General features: G+C 43.3%; 20 protein-coding genes. 9 read left to right on the top strand and 11 right to left on the bottom strand.

Annotation, left to right across the window (positions count from 1 at the left end; genetic code table 11):
- Nucleotides 1–669: 669 nt before the first annotated feature.
- The 5 genes from ACNURT_RS08665 to pgmB form a co-directional block, all read right to left on the bottom strand.
- Entirely contained in the window at nt 670–3,147 is a 2,478-nt protein-coding gene (locus ACNURT_RS08665) for a glycoside hydrolase family 31 protein (protein ID WP_419701394.1), read from the bottom strand.
- A 413-nt stretch (nt 3,148–3,560) separates the two neighbouring features.
- Complete coding sequence (locus ACNURT_RS08660) at nt 3,561–5,264, bottom strand: alpha-amylase family glycosyl hydrolase (protein WP_419701393.1); 1,704 nt, start codon at nt 5,262–5,264, stop codon at nt 3,561–3,563.
- Nucleotides 5,265–5,600: 336 nt separating this feature from the next.
- Nucleotides 5,601–6,167, bottom strand: coding sequence for an REP-associated tyrosine transposase (locus tag ACNURT_RS08655; protein WP_419701392.1), 567 nt, complete (start codon nt 6,165–6,167; stop codon nt 5,601–5,603).
- A gap of 202 nt (nt 6,168–6,369) precedes the next feature.
- Nucleotides 6,370–8,679, bottom strand: a complete 2,310-nt coding sequence (locus tag ACNURT_RS08650; RefSeq protein WP_419701391.1) for a glycoside hydrolase family 65 protein — start codon at nt 8,677–8,679, stop codon at nt 6,370–6,372.
- Nucleotides 8,680–8,821: 142 nt separating this feature from the next.
- Nucleotides 8,822–9,463 carry a beta-phosphoglucomutase gene (gene pgmB, locus ACNURT_RS08645; protein ID WP_419701390.1) on the bottom strand — a complete coding sequence of 214 codons (642 nt, stop codon included), beginning with the start codon at nt 9,461–9,463 and terminating at the stop codon, nt 8,822–8,824.
- 216 nt (nt 9,464–9,679) lie between these two features.
- Here pgmB and ACNURT_RS08640 point away from each other — a divergent pair, with 216 nt between their 5' ends.
- A complete protein-coding gene (locus ACNURT_RS08640) occupies nt 9,680–10,042 on the top strand; it encodes a hypothetical protein (RefSeq protein ID WP_419701389.1) in 363 nt (120 codons plus the stop codon).
- A gap of 107 nt (nt 10,043–10,149) precedes the next feature.
- Complete coding sequence (locus tag ACNURT_RS08635) at nt 10,150–10,680, top strand: ferritin (protein ID WP_370998649.1); 531 nt, start codon at nt 10,150–10,152, stop codon at nt 10,678–10,680.
- Nucleotides 10,681–11,476: 796 nt separating this feature from the next.
- Here ACNURT_RS08635 and ACNURT_RS08630 read toward each other — a convergent pair.
- A complete protein-coding gene (locus ACNURT_RS08630) occupies nt 11,477–11,734 on the bottom strand; it encodes a (2Fe-2S) ferredoxin domain-containing protein (protein WP_370998650.1) in 258 nt (85 codons plus the stop codon).
- Nucleotides 11,735–11,809: 75 nt separating this feature from the next.
- Entirely contained in the window at nt 11,810–12,400 is a 591-nt protein-coding gene (locus tag ACNURT_RS08625; protein ID WP_419701388.1) for a DUF6624 domain-containing protein, read from the bottom strand.
- A 130-nt stretch (nt 12,401–12,530) separates the two neighbouring features.
- Here ACNURT_RS08625 and ACNURT_RS08620 point away from each other — a divergent pair, with 130 nt between their 5' ends.
- The 5 genes from ACNURT_RS08620 (at nt 12,531) to ACNURT_RS08600 (ending at nt 17,035) form a co-directional block, all read left to right on the top strand.
- Nucleotides 12,531–12,974 carry an SRPBCC family protein gene (locus tag ACNURT_RS08620; protein ID WP_419701387.1) on the top strand — a complete coding sequence of 148 codons (444 nt, stop codon included), beginning with the start codon at nt 12,531–12,533 and terminating at the stop codon, nt 12,972–12,974.
- Nucleotides 12,975–13,011: 37 nt separating this feature from the next.
- A complete protein-coding gene (locus ACNURT_RS08615; RefSeq protein ID WP_419701386.1) occupies nt 13,012–13,365 on the top strand; it encodes a VOC family protein in 354 nt (117 codons plus the stop codon).
- Between the two features lie 95 nt (nt 13,366–13,460).
- On the top strand, nt 13,461–14,009 hold the full coding sequence (locus ACNURT_RS08610) for a thermonuclease family protein (protein ID WP_419701385.1): 549 nt from the start codon (nt 13,461–13,463) through the stop codon (nt 14,007–14,009).
- A 131-nt stretch (nt 14,010–14,140) separates the two neighbouring features.
- On the top strand, nt 14,141–16,579 hold the full coding sequence (locus ACNURT_RS08605; protein WP_419701384.1) for a penicillin acylase family protein: 2,439 nt from the start codon (nt 14,141–14,143) through the stop codon (nt 16,577–16,579).
- Between the two features lie 117 nt (nt 16,580–16,696).
- Nucleotides 16,697–17,035: a hypothetical protein gene (locus tag ACNURT_RS08600; RefSeq protein WP_419701383.1), complete on the top strand. Its 339-nt coding sequence runs from the start codon at nt 16,697–16,699 to the stop codon at nt 17,033–17,035.
- A 113-nt stretch (nt 17,036–17,148) separates the two neighbouring features.
- Here ACNURT_RS08600 and ACNURT_RS08595 read toward each other — a convergent pair whose 3' ends face one another.
- Entirely contained in the window at nt 17,149–17,820 is a 672-nt protein-coding gene (locus ACNURT_RS08595; protein WP_419701382.1) for a lipid-binding SYLF domain-containing protein, read from the bottom strand.
- A 218-nt stretch (nt 17,821–18,038) separates the two neighbouring features.
- On the opposite strand from ACNURT_RS08595, the gene ACNURT_RS08590 reads away from it, so the two are divergent.
- Both ACNURT_RS08590 and ACNURT_RS08585 read left to right on the top strand, forming a co-directional pair.
- Nucleotides 18,039–19,025 carry an acyl transferase gene (locus ACNURT_RS08590; RefSeq protein WP_419701381.1) on the top strand — a complete coding sequence of 329 codons (987 nt, stop codon included), beginning with the start codon at nt 18,039–18,041 and terminating at the stop codon, nt 19,023–19,025.
- 157 nt (nt 19,026–19,182) lie between these two features.
- Complete coding sequence (locus ACNURT_RS08585) at nt 19,183–19,875, top strand: PH domain-containing protein (protein WP_419701380.1); 693 nt, start codon at nt 19,183–19,185, stop codon at nt 19,873–19,875.
- 77 nt (nt 19,876–19,952) lie between these two features.
- Here the strand turns inward: ACNURT_RS08585 and ACNURT_RS08580 are convergent, their stop codons facing one another.
- The 3 genes from ACNURT_RS08580 to tyrS all read right to left on the bottom strand — a co-directional run bounded on the left by ACNURT_RS08580 (nt 19,953) and on the right by tyrS (nt 22,293).
- The gene (locus ACNURT_RS08580) at nt 19,953–20,408 is read right to left on the bottom strand and encodes an RES family NAD+ phosphorylase (protein WP_419701379.1); all 456 of its coding nucleotides are present in this window, start codon (nt 20,406–20,408) and stop codon (nt 19,953–19,955) included.
- Nucleotides 20,408–20,905: an antitoxin Xre-like helix-turn-helix domain-containing protein gene (locus tag ACNURT_RS08575; RefSeq protein WP_419701378.1), complete on the bottom strand. Its 498-nt coding sequence runs from the start codon at nt 20,903–20,905 to the stop codon at nt 20,408–20,410. Before ACNURT_RS08575 ends, ACNURT_RS08580 begins: the two co-directional genes overlap by 1 nt.
- Nucleotides 20,906–21,009: 104 nt before the next feature.
- Nucleotides 21,010–22,293, bottom strand: a complete 1,284-nt coding sequence (gene tyrS, locus ACNURT_RS08570) for a tyrosine--tRNA ligase (protein WP_419701377.1) — start codon at nt 22,291–22,293, stop codon at nt 21,010–21,012.
- Nucleotides 22,294–22,448: the final 155 nt, after the last annotated feature.

Here is a 22,448-nt window from a genome sequence, read left to right as displayed (position 1 = left end):
TGTTAGAATAACCCAATGTACGGGAATGTTTGGTTTATATACTATCAAATATAACAGGATTTACAAGATTTTGATTGGATTTAAAAGATTATACTTTGATCCATGATTTTAATCCACCACCCCTCACCATCCGATGACCTGAAAAACTTTTTAAACCTTAAATTTTAACACTTTTCTGCTCAAAAACAGCGTAAAAACGTTCGAAAATTCATTCAAAACCATCGATTTTAACACTTTTTAACAAATTTCAATCCGGTTTTGAGTGATTTTAAAAACTTTAAAAAGTATTAATTTTCTGACTATCAAAGAACTACATACAACACGATCGGTTTTTGGCCTTGTTTTGGTCTTAACAAACCAGCCCGGTTTTCTCTTTTTGAGGAAACCGGGCTGGTGTTTGTATAAAGATACGAAATTTAGTTGGAAGTTGGAAGTTTAAATGGCTGCCTTTTATGTAGTCTGAAGACTACCAGCATAGTAGTCCGAAGTCGGAGACATTCGGACAGCGCCGAGTATTTTTCTTCACGCGTCATTGCGAGGTACGAAGCAATCCCCGATTAGCAGAGGGTTCTGTACAGTAAAGAGATTGCTTCGTACCTCGCAATGACGTATCGAAAAGGGGAGAGAAAAGCCATGTAAAGCAAAAGGCCCCGTTTGGGGCCTTTTGCTTTATTTTAAAATTTCGATGTGCTTGAAATTCTTGCTGAACTTAAACTCTACCGTTCCATCGGTATTGATGATGAAATCGCTTACCACTTTGCCATCGGCCAGTATTTTGCCGGGTTTAAATGGCAAGCCGATAATGTTGAGGTGATAGCCTTCATAACGCGGGGTATACAGACCTTCCATGCTCTGGTGAATAGTCATCTGGCGGGAATTGCCATTGACCACAAACTTTTTCTCGAGGTAAATATCCTGCTCGTAAGCAAAGGTTTCGCCGTAGTCTTCAAACAGGAAGGAGTTTACTTCATAGTCTGAATAATAGATGTTCTGTTTAACCTCTTCTATTTCGTGCTCACCAACGTATTGCATTACCGGGTATTCGGGTATTACCGAACCGGCTTTTACAAACAAGGGTATAGTTTCCAGCGGCGTGGCTACGTTTACTTCTTTGCCTCCCTCTACAACTTCGTGGGTCCAAAAGTTAAACCATTTGCCTTTTGGCAAATACACGTTGCGGTTGGTTTGGCCTGGCTCCATTACGGGGCAAACCAAAATCTTATCGCCATAAGTAAACTCATCCTGGCGGAAATGGTTGAGTTTCACATCCTGCTCATGCATTACTATGGGCCTTAATATCGGGAAGCCATAACGATGATGCTCCCAAAAGGTAGAGTAAAAGTATGGCATCAGCTTATAGCGCAGCTCGATAAACTTACGGTTGATGGCTGTAAATGGTTCGCCAAAGCTCCAGGGCTCCCGCTCCTTGGTATCACCTGCCGAATGTGCACGCATGAAAGGTGAAAATGTTCCCATCTGGATCCAGCGGGTAAACAGTTCGCCATCGGGCTCACCGCTAAAGCCGCCGATATCGGTACCGCAAAAAGGTATACCCGATACAGAGAGGCGCTGGCATTGGATATTACCCAATTTAAGATGCTCCCAGGAGGCTACGTTATCGCCCGTCCAAACGGATGAGAAACGCTGCACGCCCGAGTAGCCTGCCCTGGTAATGGTGAAAGGACGCTTATTTTTCATGATGCTACGTAAACCCTCATAGGTTGAGCGTACCATTTGCATACCATATATATTATGTGCCTTACGGTGCGATCCGCGGAAACCATCGTACTGGTGGCGTACATCATCGGGGAAAGTACCGGCGCCAAACACGGCAGGCTCATTCATATCGTTCCAAACACCGGCTACGCCCATCTGTACCAGTTCGTCAAACAAACCACCCCACCAGGTACGTACCTCGGGGTTGGTAAAATCGGGGAACTGGCAACGGCCCGGCCAAACGTGGCCCTCCATAAAGTAATCGTCGCTGCGGCGGCAGAAATATCTTTTCTCCTTACCTTCCTTAAACACCGCATAATTATCGTCAACCCGGATCCCCGGATCAATGATCACCACGGTTTTAAAACCATCGGCCGCCAGTTCGCTGATCATTTTTTTAGGATCAGGAAAATATTTGCGGTTCCAGGTGAAACAGCGATAGCCATCCATGTAATCAATATCCAGGTAGATACCATCGCAGGGAATTTTATTATCACGGAAACCACGAGTGATCTTTTTCACCTTAGCCTCGGGATAATAGCTCCAGCGGCATTGGTGATAGCCCAGTGCCCAAAGCGGCGGCATAGGATGGGTTCCGGTTAAAATATGATAACTTTTTACCACGTCCATCATATGCGGACCGTGGATGTAGTAGTATTGCAGTTCGCCTCCATCGGCCCAGAAACTTGTTTTGGTGGTATCCTCGCCTCCAAAATCAAACTGCGCCTTAAAGGTATTATCAAAGAAAATACCATGCGCAATACCTTCATTTACACTGATGTAAAAGGGGATACTACGGTAAAGCGGGTCCTGGTTCCACTGAAAAGAATAAGCATCAGTATTCCAGTTTTTCAGGCGTTTGCCCCGCAGGTTAAACTCGGTTGGCTTATCTCCAAGTCCAAAAAAGCTTTCCTCGGGATGGCAGGTTTTCGTACAAAAAACATAATAACCGCCAAACTTGACATTCTCTTCCCAGTGCATAGGTACAGCATCGGTACTGGTTACGTGGTTATTGCTATCAGAAAATGATATAAAGAAATCCTTTTTACGGATATGACAGTTTATCGATTTAGTGGCTACGCGAAATTCCAGCTCATCTTCAAACAGCGTAAATTCCGCGGCTTTATGTTCCAGTTTTGGAACCGCGTAGGAAAAATCTTCGAGGAAAACGCCGTGTGGAGCAACCCTGATCCGGATGATCTCGTCCGTTACTACTACCACCTCCACTTTCGCGTCGCCATCGGTAAAGTAGAATTTATTCCCCAGCTGATCGGCATGATTAGGCGTACCGAGGTACTTCTTGATGATGGGTTTTATAGCATCAGCCGGGTTATTGAGATGGTGAAACTCTTCGTCTTCTTCTTCAAGTATGTGCTCGGCTTCAACTAATTTGCGAGGTATCAGCTCCTCATTTGGTATATTACTTTCCATTCAAATCTATTAGGGGTCTGCTACAAATATGTATAAAGTGTACTTACTACGCAATATACGACTATTGAATTAATGAAAAATCATTAACCGTGCCATTCAACGTGATTTCTCATAAATTTAATTAAATTTTCATATCGATTTTTTATTGGTGGGAGGTTACTTGCGCTCGTTTGCAACGAGTGCTTAACATGGGTTCGCGTTTAAAACGCAAGGGCGATGCAATCGCCTCTCCACAATAAGCACTCGTTGCAAACGAGCACAAGGCTGAAAGAGGGGGCTGAAACAAAATAAAAAATATGTCATTGCGAGCGTAGCGCGGCAATCCCCTCGCGTTCTCATCGGCAAGAATAGCTACGAGATTGCTTCGTCGTACCTCGCAATGACATAAAGGGGATTTGGGGAGTATCGTACCACTAAAACGCCAGCAACAGGCCACCTGAGGCCTGTATTTTTACATCGACGCCATTTCTGATATCATCGGTATTGAACTTTGCTTCGCTAAGCAGATCGGTAAATGCTGTTTTACCGTTTACGTTTAGTTTACCAAGCAGGTCATCGGGTAGTTTAACAACCAGCCTACGTTCGGCACGGTTAAAGTTGGTGATGACCAGTACACGTTGTTGGTCGGTGTAGCGCAGATAGATATATAATAATTGGTCAAAGCCGGGCTGATGCTCATTGGCCATCATCAGTTCATAAAAAAGTCCGTTGCTTAAAGCTTCGTTATTGCTTACAGTGACCAATAATTTTTGATAGAAACCACGCAGGTTATTTTGGCTTTCGGAAAGGTTTGCGCCATCAAATGCCCCATTATTGAGCCATTTTTGATGATAGGGTATACTGCAATAATCAAAGATGGAAGTACGACCGTCATCACCGCTGAAACCCTGATTACCCAGGGCCGGTTCGCCCACTTCCTGACCCGAATAGATCATGACCGGACCGGTGTTCATGGTAGCGGTTACAATCATGCCGGGCACGGCCAGCCAGGCATCACCGGCAAAATAGCGGGAGGCAATGCGCTGCTCATCGTGATTTTCCATAAAGCGCAGCATGTGCTGGTCGATACCATGACAGTGGGTATTCCATACATTGTTGATCTCCCAGGTGCTGGCGCCATAGTCGTTACGGGTTAAGCGCCGTATGGCATCGTACAAACCAACCTTATCATACAGGTAATCAAATCCGCCTCTGGAAATATAGTCGCCGTATTTGTTTTTATCATAGGCTTCGCCGATGAATATAGTGCCGGGATAAGCCGCTTTTAACTTAGGAATAACCCAGGCCCAAAACTCGGTGGGCACCATCTCTACCATATCGCAGCGGTAACCATCAACGCCTTTCCGGCTCCAGTAGATCAGGATATCATAGATCTTGTTCCACAACGGAGGTATAGGGTCGAAATGACCATAGCGGCCGTTCATATAGTCGACCCCGTAATTCAGTTTCATGGTCTCGAACCAATCGTTTATAGATGGCGTGGCGCTGAATACATCATTACCTGTAGCTTTTGCGGGATTCTCGTCAAAACGGCCATCTTTCAAGGGACTGTGGAATTCATCCCCGCCTGGGTTATAACCAGCCGGCACTACAAAAGGCTGACCGGGGATATAGTAAAAATCGTTCCGTGGATCGAAAGCTTTGCCCTTGTTGTCATCCTGCCCAAAATCGCGAACATCGGGTGGTTTTACATCCGAAGCGTAGGTACGGGCCACATGGTTGGGCACCAGGTCCATGATCACCTTTAATCCATTATTATGGGTTCGTTGTATCAAAGCCTCATATTCGGCCATTCGGTTGTTCACCTCAACAGCCAGATCGGGTGCGATGTCATAATAATCCTTAATGGCGTAAGGTGATCCTGCCCTGCCCTTTACAATATCCGGATCATCATTGGCGATGTCATGGGCAGTATAATCTGTCATGGTGGCGTGCTCAATAACGCCGGTATACCATACATGGGTAAAACCCATGGCCTTAATTTCCTGCAGGGCTTTGTCGTTGATATCGTTCAGTTTGCCTACGCCGTTTTCTTCGATAGAACCATTGACTTTATTGCGCGTTTGGGTATTGCCAAACAGGCGGGGCAATAGTTGATATATGATGAGTTTGTTCATTTTTCTTTTAGCATCAGGTAGTTAGTATCAGGTATCAAGACTTTTTTCCGGGATTTTGTTTAAAATGATTGTTTTGTTGTTCGGCGTTTACTGTAGTTGCAAACTACGGACATAGTCGTCCGAAGTCAGAGACTACGGACAGCGCATGTATAATTATTTTCTTAGCTTATATCATTAAAAGTCAGGCGCCGTTCGAAGTATCTGACTTCGAACTACTATGCCTGTAGTCTTCAGACTACAGAGACTTCGAATAGCGCAAGCGCTTTTTTGTTTATATTGTTTAATAGCGCTGTTCGAAGTCTCTGACTTCGAACCACTATGCCCGTAGTCTTCAGACTATAGTATATTCAAATACAAACAATCTACGTCTATGATCTTGTCAACTTCAGCATAATTTGAGGCACTTGAATAAACATAATCTTCAGCCCGATAAACCAGGCCTGCTTTAACCGGATTCTGGTGAATGTAATCAATCTTTTGCTGCATAAAAGCCGGTGAACTCAGTTCAATAAAATGATTATCATGCTCCCATAGCTGATACCGTTCATTACGGCTATGTCTTGAGGCATAATATTTAAACTGGTGCAACATCCATTCACGACGACTCTCGTCATCATTTACTTCTATATCATCCAGGATACGTTTGGCCGTAAACTTTTTGCAATCTCTCACAAAATCACTTATGGTAAATTTCTCATCTACAGAAACTACAAGGTGCATATGATTCGACATGATTACGTAAGCATGTAAATGCAACCCTTTGTGCGTTTGACAGTATTTTAGCGATTCAATTATTATATCTCGGTATTGCTGCCTGGAAAAGACATCTATCCAACCAACTACCGTAAATGTCATATAATAAATGGCTTGTTGATCGTGAATGATATAGCCTTTTCGCGTCATATAGTTATAAGCTTTGTTTAAATATATCAAAGCATTACTGTAGTTGCAAACTACAGGCATAGTCGTCCGAAGTCAGAGACTTCGGACAGCGCTGAATTTGTTTGGACAGCCCATAATTTATTATCTAATATCAAAAGGTTGCTGTTCGAAGTCTCTGACTTCGAACGACTATACCTGTAGTCTTCAGACTACAGTAATCAATCTACTTTTCAATCAACACCTCACTACCAGCTTCTACCACTTGCTCCTTCCCATAAACCACCACACTTGTTTCCTTATCCGATGCATTTTTGATCTGTATGCCATCCTTACTCACTTTAATATTCAGCAATGCCCCACGGAAACCGATATGGAACGAGAACGACGACCACTTTGCGGGGATAAAAGGCTGGAACGACAGCTTACCATCACGAACACGCATCCCCCCAAAACCTTCTACTACCGACATCCAGGTGCCGGCCATCGAGGTGATGTGGCAGCCATCCTCGGTATCATTATTATAATCGTCCAGATCCAGGCGGGCCGTGCGCAGGTAAAACTCATAGGCACGGGCCTCATCGCCCAATTTGGCGGCTAATATGGCGTGCACACAGGGCGATAATGATGACTCATGCACAGTACGTGGTTCATAAAAATCAAAATTGCGGCGGATGGTCTCCAGATCATACCTGTCCTCAAAAAAGTAAATGCCTTGCAGCACATCAGCCTGTTTAATATAGCACGATCGCAGGATCCTGTCCCAACTCCATTTCTGGTTGAGCGGACGGTCGGCCGCGGGCAGATCTTTTACCAGGATCTGTTCTTTGTCAAGATAACCGTCCTGCTGTAAAAACACCTGCAGCTTTTCGTCGTAACCATAGTACATTTTTTCGATGATATGTTTGTACCTGGATGTTTCGGTAGCTTCGTCAAAATTGATCCTGGCAGCTAAGGCGTCATATTTGGCTTTATCAGCAGCTTTTACTTTTTCAATAACTTCTATAGCATAGCCCATGCACCAGGTAGCCAGCGTGCTGGTATACCAATTGTTATTGATGTTATTTTCATACTCGTTTGGCCCGGTTACACCCAGCATTACATATTGCTGCTTTGCCTGCGACCAGCTCACCCTCTGCGACCAGAAACGGGCAATGGCTATCAATACTTCCAGGCCATAATCGGCCAGGTAGGCTTCATCAGCAGTGTAACGCACATAATTAAAAATGGCATAGGCGATGGCTCCATTGCGGTGGATCTCTTCAAATGTGATCTCCCACTCATTATGGCATTCGGTGCCATCCATGGTGACCATGGGGTACAAAGCCGCGCCATCCTTAAAACCCAGCAGGGTGGCATTCTCAATAGCTTTACCCAATTGTTTATAGCGGTACAGGAGCAGGTTACGGGTTACTTTTTGATCGGCAGTGGCGAGGTAAAATGGCACACAATAGGCTTCGGTATCCCAATAGGTAGAGCCGCCATATTTTTCGCCGGTAAAACCTTTAGGGCCGATGTTGAGCCGGTCGTCCTCACCCGTATAGGTTTGGTTGAGCTGGAATATGTTAAAGCGGATGGCTTGTTGCGCCGATACATCGCCTTCGATAATGATATCATTATGTTCCCATTTTTTGGCCCAGGCAGCGGCTTGTTCGGCCAGCAGGGTGTTAAAGCCTTTAGAGGCTACCCGGTTAAGGGTATCGTTCAAATGGGCTACCAATTCCCCGGATTTGTGATTTTGGGAGGATAAGTTAGCCACATATTTTATCAGGCTGATGCTTTGGCCCTGCTGCACTTGTACAGTTATAGCCGAAGCCACATATTTTTCTTTAGTGATGGCTTCTGCATGGGCCAGCACAGGCTGCTCATTCTGCAAAAGACTGAACTTCATGCCTGTGGCAACCTCAAAGCCTGTTTTCTTGGTACGCATCACCACGTAGCCACCATCGGGTTGGTTGGCTTTGCTTACCTCGTCCCAAAATTTTTCGTCGTAGTTGGAGTCTTTGTTTACCACATCGCCGTCGATAGCGGGTGTCAGCGTAATGGTTCCGCTGAAGTTTACCGGGGTGATGGTATATTTTATAGCCGCTGCCTCATCGTCAACCATACTGCAAAAGCGAATGGCTTCTACCTTTACCGCTTTGCCACCGACTGTTTTAGCGCTGAAGTTTCTTTTCAGGTATCCCTCCTTCATATTCAGTTCCCGGCGAAAGTTGCTTACTTCGCACTTAGCCAGGTCAAGCTGTTCGCCGTCGATGCTTACGTCGATGATCGTCCAGTTTGCGGCGTTGAGCACTTTGGCAAAGTATTCGGGATAGCCATTCTTCCACCAGCCTACACGGGTTTTATCGGGATAATAAACCCCCGCTACATAGTTGCCCAGCAACGATTGTCCGCTGTAAGCTTCTTCAAAATTAGCCCGCTGACCCATGCGGCCATTGCCCAGACTAAATATACTCTCCGATATTTGATGATGCTGTGGGTCGAAGCCTTCTTCAATAATGCTCCACTCAGCAGGTTTTATGTAGTTTTTCATTTGATGCAATTTTCACGACCGTCATTGCGAGGCTGGAGCCTCACCCAACCCTCTCCAAAGGAGAGGGCTTAAAGCGTTTTTTTAAAGTCTCCTCCTTTGGGGGAGATTTAGTGGGGCTCTTGCTACGCAATGACGCGTTTTATTATAATTTGTCTAAAGTCATCTCGTTAAGCCCGCTCACCACCAGATCCGCCTCATATAGTACCTTAGGGTCGCCTATGCCGATGGCTTTCATCTCGCCTGCTTTGGCGGCCTCCACACCGGCAATAGCATCCTCAAATACCACGCAATATTGCGGTTCGATGCCCAGCGCTTCCGCTCCTTTTAAAAAAACCTCCGGATCGGGTTTGGCCTTGGTCACTTTGTTGCCGTCGATAATAGCATCAAACAGGTTTACTATCTGTAGTTTCTCCAAAATGGTCATGGAATTTTTACTGGCCGAACCCAGGGCAGTTTTGATGCCCGCATCACGGCAGCTTTGCACAAACTCGCGTGCGCCGGGCAATATTTCGTCAGTGGTCATCTGATTGATCATTTCAACATACCAGGCATTCTTTTGCGCGGCTAATTGATCCTTTTCGGCATCAGTTTTTGTTATCCCTCCCGCTTGCAGCACAATCTCTAACGACCGCACCCGGCTTACACCTTTCAATTGTTCGTTCTGCTGTTCGCTAAAATCAAAACCCAGGGAATTGGCCAGGCGACGCCAGGCTTTATAATGGTATATGGCTGTATCAACAATTACACCGTCGAGGTCAAAAATACAGGCTTTAATGTTGTTCATTTTATACTGAGTATGTGGACCCTAAAGTATTAAAAACTTTTTTGGAATAAGGATTTTTGGAGCAAGGAACAAAGATTCTTTTATTGTTCCCTGCTCCAAAAATCCTAAAGTCCAGCATCCGGCATCAGCTTTCCATACCACCCCGAGCCATGTTAATAAAAAATCGAGTACTTTATTTGGATTAATTATAAATAATAATAATCTTTGTGCCCAGATATGATCAGCACCATTACAACAAGCACTCCATGGACAGATGTTTTTAAAACATCGGCAGGGGCCATTTACCAATGCGACGCCGAGCGTTGCTGGTATGTTGATTTTGCGGGTAAGGTGGCCAAATTCGATTATCGTTGCCTGTTAAAGCTGCGCAAGTCGGTTTATCATATCGATATTGAGCAAGCCCTGCTCAATACTACTAAAGATCCCGATGTAGAGATCATCTTTATCTGCGCCTGCGATCATTGCTATGTATTATCACTCATACAAATCATAGCCCTGAAAGAATTATTGGAAGGCACTTTTGTGATGCTGGAGTTAAATCATATTCTGCACGAACGTCTCTGTAACATAGTTAGTTAACTATTTAGACTAATACTAAATTCATATTATCTTTAAATTATAGTTATATTAACATATAGCACTATTATTGCATCATAATACCTGCAACAAGTTATTAATTTAAAACTATGAAAGATCTGCTCCGCATAAAAAGCCTTATTTCAACAGAAATTGAAGCGCTTTTAAATCAACAGGTTAGAAAAGAAGCTTTGTCTTCATCTATATATTTATCCATGGCTTCCTGGTGTAACCGTAATGGTTATGATTTTTCGTCCGACTATTTTTTTAAACAGGCTGAAGAGGAAAGGGTTCACCAGTTAAAATTTTATAAATACATTCTGGATATGGGCGGCAACGCTATATCTCCGGAAGTTACCGGCATCAAACAGGAATATAACTCTTTTCGCGAAGTGTTTGAAGAAGCTTTGGACCAGGAGATCAGCGTTACACAATCTATCAAAAACATTTATGCCCGTTGCATGAAAGAGCAGGATTTTGTGACTATGGAGTTCCTGAACTGGTTCCTGAAAGAACAACGTGAAGAAGAATACAAAGCCCGTCGTGCCCTTGAACTGTTTGAAGTTATTGGCGAAGAAGGTACCGGCAGATGGCAGATCGACAAACACGTTGGTCAGATCAAATATGACAGCGAAGCGTAAAAAGCGCTCTCTAAATGGCGTAGTCCTCATGAACGCCAAAACAAATAATATTGTGAATAATCTGCCCCTAAAGGGTGAGACTTTTGATAAGCAAAATTGAAAATTAGAAAGCCCCTTGCATTTAGCGAGGGCACTGAAAAAGTCCTTTAAAATTAAAGAGGTAGTTTTACAGATAAAATGGAGGCGCTGAGAATCGCCTGTACGAAATCATTCTCCACCACCTACCCGAATACGCCAACGAAAAAGAGGTTGTTTTCAATTTTGAAAACGACCTCTTTTGATAAATAGCCACTTTTTCAGTGCCCTCCATTTAGCGAGGGGCTTTCTAATTATTAAACCCTTCCCCTTCAGGGGAGTAATAGCCCATGAAAAGCATAAGGCGCAAATTAAGCATCTATCGACTCACCCCGACATCGCTGCGCTCGTCACCCCTCTCTACGCTGCGCGCATAGAGGGGATTTTCTTCTTTACCCTCTTTGCGGCAAAGCCGCAGAGAGGGTGGTCCAGCGAAGCGTAGACCGGGTGAGTCGGCTATGCGACTTTGTTTTTAATCTTGCAGGTTTAAACCCCGCCTTCATGGGCTATTACTCTTCAGGGGAGGGTTCAATGTCATTCAGTAAGTAATTTTACAAACTCCATGGGGGTTAAAACTGTAGAAAAATTCGGTTACCATTCAGTGCCATCGGTACTGTACCCGGTTGCATACCTTCGGCATGCTACATGATTGTTGTTTGTTTCCTATAAAGCTTTTACTCCTCCGGAGTATCCTTAACTTGCGGGAAGGATTGGATAGAGCCTATATCAGATCCATCAGCTTCAATACGTCCTTAGGGTGATATTCTTTCAACCAGGTATTACCCGGCTGGATACTACAAACAGGGGCATATTTACACCTGTCGGTACATTCTGTTTCTATCACTTCTATCTCTTCGGGACCGTGATGATGTTTGGCATATGATTTAGCCAGCTTAAACATATCCTTGCCACCCCTCTTGCCGCATTTGCTACCAACGCATACATACAGTACTTTGTCTGGTATGGTAAATTTCCCCATCAGGATACTTAATTTATGGTTAACATTAAAGCAACAAAGATAAGCTAATAAAGTTCCACTTGAATAATCTACGGGTTATTCAAAACTTTTAAGATAGGCAGCAAGTGGCTCAAGACCAACCTCCTTACGAAGCTTATCAACAGATTTGGGGTATTTCAGAGGGAAGGGTGTGGCTTTATGTGTTTTCGGATCAACATTTACCTGGGTACCGTAAATTTGCTTTTGATGTTTACCAACAAGTACCCTATCGGTCAGTAAAGCATAATTTTCTTTGTCGGCGTTATTCTTATCTACCTCCTTCTTCATCAAAATAAGCACCTGTTCCTGGAAGGGGATATCATCATCGCAATGTTGTACAATGGCCCAAAAGCTATCGCTTGAACCGCCAACCAGGTCATAACCCGGATAGCCGTACTTTTTGATAATAGCCTTGGCTTTTAACTCGTTGATACGATCCGCTTCTTCCCATTTGCTTTGGATAGTTTCATCACTATAGACCGATTTTTCCTTTCGCTGCGTTTTCGCAAATTCTTTACGCCAAAACTGATCGGTTTTAAACATGGAGTCGATCTGTTTTATTAAGGCGGTATCCTTTTTAACAATCTGTGCTGAAGGAGCTATAGCGAAGTATCCTGAAAGAAGCGCTATGATAAGGAATGTTTTCATCAATAATATTTTCATAAGATAATATATAACTAAAGATATAGTTACAATTTAACTTTTCAAATAAAATAAATTTTATTTGCGTAACCCAAAAGTTACTTATATATTTACGTAACCCAAAGGTTACACATAAATGAAAAGAGATCTTGTTATCAAGTGGCATTTTCCCCATGCTCCTGAAAAGGTTTGGGAATGCCTCACCAACCCCGATCTGGTTAGCCAGTGGCTCATGAAAAATGATTTTAAGCCTGTAGTTGGTCATCAGTTTCAGTTTCATAGCAAACCACTGCCCAAAATGGGTTGGGATGGTATTGTTTATTGCGAGGTACTGGAAGTGATACTTAATCAAAGGCTTGTATATACCTGGAAAGGCGGTCCCCGGCCTGGTGTTATAGGTTTGGATACTTTACTTACCTGGACGTTAACCCCCGATGGCGATGGCACCCGTCTGGTATTGGAACATAGTGGCTTCAAAGGGCTTAAAAATATGTTCTCCAGTATATTTATGGAATCCGGATGGAAAAAAGGTATTACCCGCAGAATGATTCAAATATTAAATGAAATGCCAGGAGCTTAGACATTAGCTTTTAAACACCAACATAAAACCAACTCAAATGAAAGCAATTGAAGTTATCTCTATCCCGGTTACCGACCAAACCAGGGCCAAGGAGTTTTATCAAAAACTGGGTTTCGAAATCTTAGTCGATGCCCCTTTTGCTCCGGGTCAGCAATGGGTGCAGTTGGGTTTCCCCGGTTCGCCGGTTTCTATTACGCTGGTTACATGGTTCCCTGAAATGATACCCGGCTGCATCCGTGGCTTTGTGATTAAAACCGATAACCTGGATGCCGATATTAAAGATCTCACCGCCAAAGGCATTGAACTGGGTACAATTGATGAGACCCCATGGGGGAAGTTTTTGGCCGTAAAAGACCCGGATGGTAATGTGATGAGCCTGCATGCGGAATAAAGAGTATCTGAATCAGAATTTTGACAATCATGTAAACAGCGAAGCCCTCAACGAAGTTAATTCTGATTCAGACAAAAAATCTGCACATTTGAAAAATGTTCAAAAAGTATCACACCTGCCTTCTCATCTGTCTGTTCATACTATGGGGCTGTAACCCCAAGCCTGCGAATCAGTATAAAGTAGTTAAAATAAAAGATGGTGATACGCTGGGCCTGCTCAGTAACGAGAACCAGCAAATTACCGTTCGCCTGGCCGAAATAGATTGCCCCGAAAAATCGCAAGCCTTTGGTAAAGCGGCCAAAAAATTCACTTCCGATCTTTGCTTTGGCAAGGATGTTACCCTGATAGGCAACACTAAAGACCGTTATGGCCGCACCGTTGCTATGGTTATTTTGACCGATGGCACCAATGTAAATTATCAGCTGGTAAAAAATGGTTTCGCGTGGCAATACAAAGCCTATTCCCAAAGCGCCGAATTAGCCAGCCTGGAGCAAAATGCCCGCGAAAATAAGCTGGGCCTATGGCAGGATGCCAATCCTACCCCACCCTGGGAGTATCGTAAAGAAGGTCGCTCATCCGGTTATGATAATAATCCCTACAAAAAACACTATAAGCATAAACCAAAACTTGAGGATGTATATTAAAACATTAACTTTGGTTAAGTGGTGAGTAGTGAGTGGTGAGTAGTTAACATCATGATTATTAATAGTCATAATTTTCTACTCATTATTCACCAGTCCCCGCTCACTGCCCAACTACTTGATACTGAAACCACATGAAGTTTACAAAAGCGTTTTTATCCATCGCCTTTACCCTTGTATTGATTTGGGCATTGCAACATAAATTTGGCCCGGTACCACCATTCGGCGATTTTTTAAGTCCGGCGGATGGATTTTGGCAAAATGCCGAAAGCAAAAATATTTTATCAACCACCCATTTAATGCTTCCGGGCCTTACGGATAAGGTAACCATTAAGTACGATGAGAACCGTATCCCGCACATTTTTGCCGATAACGAGCACGACCTGTATTATGCACAGGGCTATATAACTGCTACAGAACGCCTTTGGCAAATGGATATACAAACCAGACAGGCCGCAGGCAGACTGGCAGAGGTACTTGGCCCGCAATTACTGGAGGTCGACCGTTATCACCGCCGTATGGGTATGGTTTATGGCGCCGAAAAAACTTTAAAAGCCATGATGAGCGAACCGGCCGTACGCCAGATGATACTGGCTTATACCGACGGTATTAACGCTTACATCCATCGCCTGCACCCACGCCAGTATCCCATTGAATTTAAACTGCTGGATTATGCACCAGAAGACTGGAAACCGATCAACTGTGCCTTTTTGCTCAAACTCATGAGCGAAACCCTGGCCGGTGGCTCCAACGAGTTTGCCATGACCAATATTTTAAAACGCTTTGGGGCTAAAACTACTAATGATCTGTTTCCGGATTACCCCATGCACGAGGATCCGATCATTCCGGTGGGTACCAAATGGGATTTTAAACCGCTGCCCATTCCCAAACCGTCGGCAAATTTTATGGCTTTGATGAATGATAGTGTTAAAAGCGTGATAAAGGAAGAAGGCATTGGTAGTAATAACTGGGCGGTATCTGGCAGTAAAACAGCCAATGGTTATCCTATTTTAGCCAACGACCCACACTTAAATCTTACTTTCCCATCCATATGGTACCAAATACAGCTTTCGGCGCCATCTGTAAATGTTTATGGGGTTTCGTTACCGGGCTCGCCCGCCGTTATATTAGGTTTTAACAATAATATTAGCTGGGGCATTACCAATGTAGATGCCGATGTGTTGGATTGGTACCAGGTAAAGTTCAGAGATAATAAAAAGGAAGAATATTGGTACAATAACCAATGGAACAAAACCAACAGACGGGTGGAAGTGATCAACATCCGCGGGCAACAACCTTTATATGACACGGTTATATACACTCATCACGGCCCGGTGGTTTATGAAGATAAAACCAAAAAAACTTCAGACTCATATGATTTTGCACCTGTAGGCGCCGCGCTAAGATGGATTGCGCATGATGAATCGGACGAGCTAATGACCATGTATATTTTAAACAAGGGAAAAAATTATGCCGATTACCGTAAGGCGCTTACATATTTTAACGCTCCTGCATCCAACTTTGTATTTGCCAGTAAGGATAACGACATCGCCATCACCCCTAACGGTAAATACCCTTTGAAATATCGTGATCAGGGTAAATTTATATTAGATGGTACCGACCCGGCCGATGACTGGCATGGCTGGATTCCCTTTGAACAGGATCCTACCGTCAAAAACCCGCCACGTGGTTTTGTAAGCTCGGCCAATCAATCCTCAACAGATTCAACCTATCCATATTATATCAACTGGTCGTTTGCTCAGTATGAGCGTGGCAAGCGCATTAATGACCGGCTTACCATAATGCAAAAAGCTACCGTTGATAGTATGCGGATCCTGCAAACCGATACTTACAGCATCCGGGCGCAGGATATTTTACCTGCTATGCTAAAATATGTCGACGCCTCCAAACTTGATCAAACCCAGTCTGAAGCTCTCAGTATGATCAAAAGCTGGAACAAAGATTTTAGCATCAATTCAACCGGGGCCTCTATATTTAATGCCTGGTGGATTAAAATGTACAAAATGATCTGGAGCGATGATTTTGCGGCTAAAGACCTGCAGGAAAACTATCCATCGGTTGACCGTACTGAGCAACTTTTACTAAAAGAGCCCAATTCCAAATGGTTTGATGATATCCGTACCCCAACAAAAGAAACCCGTACCGATATAGTAACCCTGGCCTTTAAAACCGCTATAAATGATCTAACTCATGAATACGGTAAACCGGGCGAAAAATGGCAGTGGGGTTCGGTCAAAAAAATGGAGATCAAGCACCTCACCCGCCAGGAAGCATTCAGCTCTGGCAATTTTGCTACAGGCGGTACAGGCTCAACCATTAACGCGTTGAACAACGGGCACGGCCCATCTTGGCGCATGGTGGTACAAATGGGGCCAACAGTAAAAGGCTATGGCATTTTACCCGGCGGCGAATCGGGCAATCCAGGCAGCTTTTTTTATGACGATATGCTAAAAACCTGGCAAAAAGGCCAACTAAAAGAACTATTGTTCCTGCAGTCGCCCGATGAAATGTCAAACCGTATCAAAACAACACTAACAATAGGCAGTAAATAAAAAAAGTATCAAGTAGTTAGTATCAAGTATCACGACTTTTGAAAAACTATCAACAAATACAAGTATCTTGATACTTGATACTAACTACTTGATACCCAAAACTAAAAATAAAAGATTATGTTATTCCTCATCATACTCATACTATCATTTGCAAGCGGTTTCTTTTTGCCTTGGTGGGTAGTGGCTATAGCGGCATTTTCGGCAGCATTTTTTATTGGCAAAACATCAGGCCAGGCGTTTTGGTCGGGTTTTTTAGCGGTGTTTACTGTGTGGATAGTATTGGCACTATTTAAAAGCATCCCTAATGATCATATGCTGGCTAAAAAAGTGGCTGTATTATTACATTTACCGGGCTGGGGTTATTTGCTGGTGATCACCGGGATAATCGGCGGGTTGGTGAGTGGCTTCGCAGCGCTCTCGGGCGTGCTGCTACAAAAAGCCTTCGGAAAAGAATGAACACCAATTACACGAATTACTTCGAATCAATTAACACGAATTGAAAAGTATAATTCGTGAAATTCGAAAAAATTCGTGAAATTAGTGTTACATCATGGAATTCGTGCATAATCTTAGAATGCGCTTACAGCCTCTTTCAACACAGCAACTCCATCTTTATCACTTTTTGATGAAGCAAAGATTTCCTGCGAAGTTGATTTATCGCCATAAAAATTAGCGATGGCATTTTTATCAATAGCCAGGTTTGAACCATTAATAGTTATACCGGCAAATAAACCGCGGCTGCGTGAATACGAGTAAACTTCGGCCTCCAGCTTATAATCGGTACTGGCAGATGAGCTTCGGCCAACCGGGCCTGCCGCCGCCGAAATGTCGCCACCAATGGTAAAGTCGCCATTTTCAACCTTAGTCAATACACCCTTGTGATGAAATACCAGGATCAGATCGACAGATTGCACACCAATCTGCAAACCAAAACTACCACCAGTTAAAGTTACAAACACCGGGTCGCTCCATTTGCCGCTTGCCAGTTTTACCATGGCAACGCCTCTGCCCCGTTTACCGCCAATGCCAAAACCGGCATTGATCATTTTAGGGATAACAACAATTCCTTCCGACTGCTCCATCAACTGATGCGGAATGGTTTCACTCATTTTGCTGAACTCTTTTAATACGTTTGCTGCATTATGTACGCGTTCCGTTTCCTTATCGCCTGCTTTGGCCGATATCAGGACAAAAAACAAGCTCAGGATTAGTGGGAACCTCAAAAATTTTAATGTTTTCATGGGGGTAAAATTACAATTTGTACAATGTTATATTAATTACTAACCCCCAAAACGCATACTTGTTTACATAATTGTGCAAGCGCATGGTCATTTGTTTTTTGTGTGAATCAGAATTAACAGAATTAGCGAATTTCAGAATTCTTTAACAATGAAGATTTGGATAATCTGCACATCTGAAATTTGAAATCCGCACATCTAATAAACTATCTTTGCTAACAATGAGCACACCGACTAAACAGCAGGTATTTTCTATTAACAGCACCGACGATTTTGATCAAACAGCCCTGCAGATCTTTCGCCACCAGGCTAAAAATTGCAACGTTTACCGGCAATTTATTTCGGGACTAAGGTTAAATGCAGATAAAATCACTTCGGTGGAGCAGATTCCATTTCTACCCATAGAATTTTTTAAATCGCACCAGATACTGAGTACCGGAGCCCCGGTTCAATTAATCTTTACCAGCTCTGGCACCACAGGCATGGTTACCAGCAGCCATTTGGTAAGCGATAAAACCTGGTATGAGAATAGTTTCCGCGATGCATTCCAATTGTTTTATGGCGATATCAGGGATTATACCGTGCTGGCCCTGCTACCATCTTACCTGGAGCGCGAAGGTTCATCGCTTATTTACATGGTTGATGATCTGATCAAACAATCCGAAAACCCCGACAGTGGTTTTTTTTTATATAACCACAACGAACTATACCAGCAACTACAAAAACAACAGGCAGCTAACAGACCTATCCTTTTAATAGGTGTTACCTTTGGCCTGCTTGATTTTATCGAAACCTATCAGATTAATTTCCCGGAATTGATTGTGATGGAAACCGGCGGCATGAAAGGCCGGCGTAAAGAGATGATTCGCGAGGAACTGCATAATACTTTATGTAAAGGCTTCGGTGTAAGCCATATCCATTCAGAATATGGCATGACCGAACTGCTATCACAGGCCTATTCCAAAGGTGATGGTATTTTTGAATGCCCTCCCTGGATGAAAATTATCATTCGCGATACTAATGATCCCATCAGTACGTTAGCAAAGGGCAAAACAGGCGGCATCAATGTGATCGATCTGGCTAATATCAACTCCTGCTCATTTATTGCTACGCAGGATCTGGGCAAGATCAACAGCGATGGCGCATTTGAAGTATTGGGCAGGTTTGACCAGTCAGACATTCGCGGATGTAATTTGCTGATTGCTTAGTCCATTTTAGTATCAAGTAATTAGTATCGAGTATCACGACTTTCCCTTGTGACCAGATCGGTTTTCAAAAAATCTTGATACTTGATACTCAATACTAAAATCTTGTCTTTTGACAGGTATTATTATTATTTTTGCACGCATCATAAATGCTAAAAACATGATTGAGAAATTTTTAAACGAGGAACAAGATCCTAAAGCAGTTGAAAAAGTATATTCCCGCCTGGTGGATCTGCTATCTTCTGGCGAAGAGATCATTTATATAGCGGTTCAAAAAAAGCCATTGGTAAACTTATTTCCGGATTGTATTGCCATTACCAACAAACGGGTATTGTTTTTTACCCCGGCAAACCTGGGTTTATCCATCAAGTTTGTTGATTTTGTTTGGAAAGATATTGTTGATGTACATACCAAGGAAGAGATCATTGGTGCTGTATTCAGTGTAAAAACAACCAACGGCGCCGAAATGGCTGTTGATTACCTGCCAAAGATCCAGGGTCGTAAATTATATCAATACGCACAGGAACGTAAGGAAATTGAACGTGAGGCCCGTCGCCAACGCGATCTGGAACAAAAACGTGCCGAATCTGGTTCTATCCAGTTTGATAATCCTGCTGCTGCTGCGCATGCTGCTACAGCACAACAAACTTATACTGCACCAGCTCCAGTAGTAACGCAACAACCAGCTCCCGTTGCGCCGCCAGCGCCAGCACCGGCCCCTGTTATGCACGAAGCGCCAAAGCCAGATGAACTTACCGAAAAACTAAAAAAATTAAAAACATTGTTTGATAACGGCCTGATATCCCAGGAAGAGTACAATCACAAAAAACTCGACCTGTTGAGCGATTTGTAATTATCATTAAAGCATAACAGAAAAGGCGATGGATTAAAATCCATCGCCTTTTCTGTTATAAATAATTTGAGCTATTCTCAATTTAAAAGCCGGTCGTCAAAACTAAAAGATTCTTTATTCACTATTTTGATATTCCTGGCTTCGGGGTGCAAAGGGTTAAGGATGTAATTAAACTCTGCCGGTACAATAGCCGATGGTACCCGCATAGCCAGGTATTCTTGTTTTTTCAGAAACTCGTCGCCCAGTTTTCTTAATGCTACCGGACCCGAAACATCCTGCCAGTTATCAGGCAGCAAAGCGTGGTTTAATTGTGTGAAACTATAATCTGGCACATCAATTTGCGCAATGCAAAAATTGGCCGGGACAATCAGGGGATCCAAATGCACCAGTACTTCCAAAATCGCCAGTGACCTCGATGATGCCAGGTAAAGCATTGGCTTGCCCTCACTGTTCCAGCGGCCGCCATACAAACGGGCACCCGTTCCGCTCAGGTCATCGGCATAATGGCATTTTGCAATACGATATAAAACCATCAGGCAAAAATACCGTGTTCAATACGCCCCAACTCCCTGAAAACCATATCAAAACCGGCGGAAGTATCCAGGATAGTTACTGGTGCCTCGCCTTTAAACACATAACCCGGCGTTTTTACCCAAATTTTAAATTTATCCATGGAACCAAAAACTTCCTCGCCGCGGGTATACAGACGGGCAAGCTCAACGGCCTTTTCGGCGTACTCTGTTTTAATGATGGCGTTATCATCATAACGCTGTAAGGTGCGCTCCGAGATATGTAATATATTGGCCAGCTCCTGTATATTGAGGGATATTTTTTTGGCTAATGAAAGTAAAACGCTTTTTGGGAAACCTTTACGTGCCAGATTAATGATATCAAAATCTGTAGAGAATTTGACAGACTTTGCCCCCTCCAGTAAATGGTAAAATGAAGGAACCGGAGCCTGAACAACGTACGCTGCCATGGGCTCATTTACCTCATTTTTTTTGCTATCAACTTTTGTTTTGTACGACATATATACAAATATAATTACCATTTGTCGTATTTCAAAATTTATAACAACAAAAAAAGCGATGAGTGTAAAACACATCGCTTCCAGATTATTAATTTAATGCCTTCTTATTCAGCAATAATTAAAAAATAGTTCTTTTTGCCTTTTTGTACCACCAGGAATTTGTTATTGATCAGTGAATCAATGGTATAAACATCATCGGCGGTACCTATTTTAACTTTATTAATTGCCGAACCTCCACCCTGTATCATTTTTTTAGCTTCACCCTTTGATGAGAATATAGCTGTTTTAACAGCCAGCAGATCGCTAACATTGATACCTTGTTGTAACTCCGTTAAAGCCACTGTAAAATTAGGCACACCCGCAAATAAGTCCAGTACTTCGGTATCATTCAACTCATTTAAAAACTCAATGCCTACGTTACCAAATAAAAATTCAGACGATTTAATGGCTTTTTCATACTCAGCTTCGCCGTGTACGCGTATGCTGATATCCTTTGCCAGTGCTTTTTGTAATATCCGTGTATGCGGCGCTGCATCGTGCTCCACTTCCAAAGCTTCAATTACATCACGTTCAAACAGGGTGAATATGCGGATATATGCCTTCGCATCAACATCGGTGGTGTTTAACCAGAACTGGTAAAACTGATATGGCGATGTGCGCTCGGCATCCAGCCAAACCGCGCCGCTTTCAGTTTTTCCAAATTTGGTACCATCGGCCTTTTTGATCAGGTTGGTGGTTAAGGCAAATGCCTCGCCGCTATCTTTACGACGGATGAGCTCGGTACCGGTAACAATATTACCCCACTGGTCGCTGCCTCCCATCTGGATACTACAGTTATGATGTTTCCACAGGTAATAAAAATCGTATCCCTGCACCAACTGATAGGTAAATTCGGTGAATGACATCCCGGTATCACCTTCCAGCCGTTTTTTTACCGAGTCTTTGGCCATCATATAATTAACGGTGATATGCTTACCTACATCACGGATGAAATCAAGGAAAGTAAAGTTCTTGAACCAGTCGTAGTTATTCACCATTTCGGCGCTATTGACACCGCTGTTAAAATCCAGAAAACGGGTCAATTGCTTTTTAACCGACTCCAGGTTATGTTGCAAAACATCTTCCGACAATAAATTACGCTCCTGCGATTTACCCGACGGATCGCCAACCATACCGGTAGCGCCCCCCACCAAAGCATAAGGTTTATGACCAGCGCGCTGAAAATGGATCAGTGTCATGATCTGGGTTAAGTGGCCCACATGCAAGGAATCGGCGGTTGGATCAAATCCTATATATCCCGAAGTCATGCCTTTATTCAGCTTTTCTTCGGTACCCGGCATTTCGGTATGCAGCATACCGCGCCAGCGTAATTCTTCAACAAAGTTCATATTCAATATTTCAAAGGCTGCAAATATAAGAGAATAATTGGCTGAGCCGAATAGCTATATTATGCCAAAGCAGGGTTAACTAAAGGTAAAATCCATTTCAAATAATTACTTATTTTTTGTACCTTGAGCAAAAGCCACTATTTTGCACAGCAGCG

Source organism: Mucilaginibacter sp. NFX135 (assembly GCF_048565145.1).
GTDB lineage: Bacteria > Bacteroidota > Bacteroidia > Sphingobacteriales > Sphingobacteriaceae > Mucilaginibacter.
Note: the sequence above shows the minus strand (reverse complement) of the source record. Positions and strands in the feature narration are given on the sequence as shown.